The organism is Oleiphilus sp. HI0123 (assembly GCF_001635315.1).
The window spans coordinates 1-2,852 of record NZ_LWGE01001034.1 but is presented as its reverse complement, the minus strand read 5'-3'; the positions used below and the strand labels follow the sequence as shown (position 1 = coordinate 2,852).

The following is a 2,852-nucleotide window of genomic DNA, read 5'->3' as shown; positions in this document are numbered from 1 at the left end:
GATAGCAAAGCCTTAACTTTTCGAAATAATTTTGACTAATTCGGTAGTCATTGCTGGGTTGTTTTGGCAATCCTAAGAAATTGCACGCTTAGCTAGTAGCTCGACGTCTGAGACGAGCGGTGTTTACTGAATATAGATGTAAAGTTTATCAAAGATTAATACGTATCCTTAGTCTTCGATTACCCGGGCTCAGTTAAGTGATTGAAGGGTGATAAAGCAGTAGCTTAGATCTAATCGCCTTGCTGCCATTCAACAAAACCGCCATCAAGACTATACACTTCTCTACAGCCTTGACTGGCGAAAAATTCAGCCGCGCCTTGACTACTGTTGCCGTGATAGCAAACCACAATTAGTGGCTTTTCTTTATCCATGTCAGATAAATACTGTTGTACATTGTCATTCGAAATATGAACCGAGCCTTCTATATTTCCTGAAGCAAATGAAGCGGGGTCTCGAATATCCACCAAAGAACACGCCTTCTCCCTCATTAAAGACCTGGCTTGCGGAACTGAAATACACTTATAACTCATTGCTAACTCCTGCTTTTTAATATAACGATTCGTTCCTAAGCCCTGTGCTTCTCTATAAACTTATGCACCGACTTCTTAGGCACTTTGCTAAGCTGCTGAATAAAAGAGAACGGTAAATCATAAATACCGTAGCGCTCACCAATATCCTCTAACATAGCTAACCACAGCTTGGCAGTCATCTCTGAATCATACAAGGCACGGTGAAAACTACCCGATGAGATTGAGCTAACAGTATCAAGGTTCGCATACTGAACCAAAGTTCCTAACTTATGATTCGGCGCATCCTGAAAAATACGCCTAGAAGCGAGCAAAGAACAGGCAAAGTCTCCCGGATAGGAGCAAGAAACTCGTGATAGTTCAGCATCAAGAAAGCGTTTATCAAAAGAGGCGTTATGAGCGACTAGGTTATGCCCGGCAATAAAATCATTAAAGCGCTTCATCACCTCTTCACAGGGAGCCGCCTTGCTCAACATTGCATTGCTAATACCGGTATAATCTTCAATAAAAGCACTGATGCGAATACCGGGGTTCATTAGGGATTGAAAGCTATCTGTAATCTCCCCACCTTCAATCAGCACTGCACCAATTTCTATCGCACGTTCTCCCATATCAGGAGATAAGCCACTCGTCTCAAAGTCCAGTACGACAATCGTATCTGCTCGTTTTGCGTTCATTAGGTCTAGCCATTTCCAATCATTAATTTGCGCTTAGAGTACACTATCTTCCGGATGAGAATAAGGTGATGCTTGGAAAAGCTCGACTCCAAAACAGAGGAGTGACAAAGCAATAAAACTTTTATAGGTAGGATAGAAACAGGCTCTGATTTTTAACTGATTTCATATCAAGGCAACCCGTAAAACTATCGAAAAGTACTTTGAGAAAATTCATCAGCTTTATGAGCAGAAAAAAAGCCATCTCAAGTGAGATAGCTTTAGTTCTGGGTGATTTCCTTAAGTGCTGGCAACAATAGTGTACTTCAGGCTTAGATAGAATTAGGACTTCTTTTGTCTACGAGCAAAGCTTAAGCCTACTAAACCCAAACCAAGAAGCGAAAGCGTAGCAGGTTCTGGAACATCGATTAAAGGTACTGAAACCGAGGTGACTGACGTGACCGTCATTCTGGTGTTTGCTAAGAAATACTGCTGTGGATCTGAAACCTGGTAAAGGTAAGTTTCAGCCGATATCGTTGGGCTACCCGGTCCGGTTCCAAATGGTCCAGTGCCTTCGGCCCACGTACTGATATTTATTTCAGATCCACCTTCCTTTACGTTAATTGTTGACAAACCGAATTCAGTGATTGAAACCCTCGCCTCACGAATACCGCGGTCGTATTCAACCATATTTTCGGTGGCCAGATGATAATCAATACTAGCCTGCCAGTCCGAGTCGTCGTAACTAATCAAATCCGCATAATTAATTCCAAACAAAGTCCATTCAATTGAACAAGCTCCATCAGCATTTCCATCCAGCGCGTTACAATACGTATACGTTGGAGTTCCATCATCATAAAATGTACTCGCCCGAGTCCCTTCGTTATCGAATGTAAAAGACCATGATAATGAATCGCCGACATTAAGCCCGGTCACGTCACTCTGTGCAACCTGAGTAACCCAAGTTTCCGTAACGATGGCTGCATTTGCTGACATCGAACCTAATGCTAAAACCCCTACAGCGGCTAATTTTTTTAACGTAAATTTCATAATAAGCACCTATAAAAAAGAAACTCTTACATCAAAAAAAAATTAAGCAAATTCAATACAAACTTATACTCTACGAAACCTCAATTCATTAGACTCAACTCGAGAGACCGAAGCTATAACAAGAAATACGTATAGAGATATAATGAATTTCACATATTTTGACCTTATAAAATCATGACCATCTTCTACTAAAGGCAAGTGTAAAATACCTTACTACAAGCTGTTATGTTCAGTGAAGGATAATATTTTAAGCCTTTAGTTTACCCCTTAACCTTATAAAGATAGACCATTAAGAGAAATAAGAAAATATTCGATCTGAATCAGCAGTGTTCGACTCAATTCTATATAGCTTCCATCAGAAAACCGCCCCTCTCTTTTGAACATCCTAGATAATGCAAAAAGGCTGATTTGATTTATTGCCAACGTCTTCGGCGGTTTCCTGGTTTTTACAATTATTACTGGAAGAGCGCTAACTAAAGAACATTAAGGTTTATTCTTCTCGTGCCAATTGAACCGTTTACAAAGGAAAACGCTTAAGTAATGCCCTGCAGCGGCTGAAAGACTTGCAGCGATACCTGAAGATATATCGTTTGTCGCCACATAGAATAGACCTCCCGCGATA

3 protein-coding genes are annotated in these 2,852 nt (G+C 40.8%); all 3 read right to left on the bottom strand.

Annotation, left to right across the window (positions count from 1 at the left end; translation table 11 throughout):
• Positions 1-230 precede the first annotated feature (230 nt).
• Entirely contained in the window at positions 231-530 is a 300-nt protein-coding gene (gene glpE, locus A3761_RS08940; RefSeq protein WP_068507469.1) for a thiosulfate sulfurtransferase GlpE, read from the bottom strand.
• Between the two features lie 35 nt (positions 531-565).
• A complete protein-coding gene (locus A3761_RS08935) occupies positions 566-1,204 on the bottom strand; it encodes a PolC-type DNA polymerase III (RefSeq protein ID WP_068507471.1) in 639 nt (212 codons plus the stop codon).
• Positions 1,205-1,522: 318 nt separating this feature from the next.
• A complete protein-coding gene (locus tag A3761_RS08930) occupies positions 1,523-2,176 on the bottom strand; it encodes a PEP-CTERM sorting domain-containing protein (protein WP_156490491.1) in 654 nt (217 codons plus the stop codon).
• Positions 2,177-2,852 lie beyond the last annotated feature (676 nt).

Coding starts and splice junctions, on each gene's coding strand:
- glpE (WP_068507469.1), bottom strand. CDS start 530: ATGAGTTATAAGTGTATTTCAGTTCCGCAAGCCAGGTCTTTAATGAGG.
- A3761_RS08930 (WP_156490491.1), bottom strand. CDS start 2,176: ATGTCAGCAAATGCAGCCATCGTTACGGAAACTTGGGTTACTCAGGTT.
- A3761_RS08935 (WP_068507471.1), bottom strand. CDS start 1,204: ATGAACGCAAAACGAGCAGATACGATTGTCGTACTGGACTTTGAGACG.